The organism is Chryseobacterium sp. SIMBA_038 (assembly GCF_046535115.1).
GTDB lineage: Bacteria > Bacteroidota > Bacteroidia > Flavobacteriales > Weeksellaceae > Chryseobacterium.
In genome coordinates, this window is record NZ_JAWRXH010000288.1 from 1 (window position 1) to 256 (window position 256).

Sequence of the window (256 nt, forward strand, 5' to 3'; positions counted from 1 at the left end):
TCTGAAAATGCCTAGCAAAATCAGACTTAGTATGGCTAGGAAAAAGCCCAGAAAAATAATTCTGGAATGTTCCAAAGATTGTGTGATGGTATATGGAAGAATGAAAAGAATGATGAGCATAATGAGTAGAAAAATACCTATTGTTTCAAAAGATATTTTTTTTTTGAACAGAATCAGATCGTACTCATTTTTAATATACATGAGATAGTAGTATGCGGTGAGAACTCCAATGGTCCAGGCTAGAATATTTTGTGCT

1 protein-coding gene is annotated in these 256 nt (G+C 32.8%); it reads right to left on the minus strand.

Going from position 1 to position 256, the window contains the following annotated elements; translation table 11 throughout:
• On the minus strand, nt 1–256 hold a 256-nt coding region (locus SB689_RS23595; RefSeq protein ID WP_410694472.1), incomplete at both ends, for a hypothetical protein.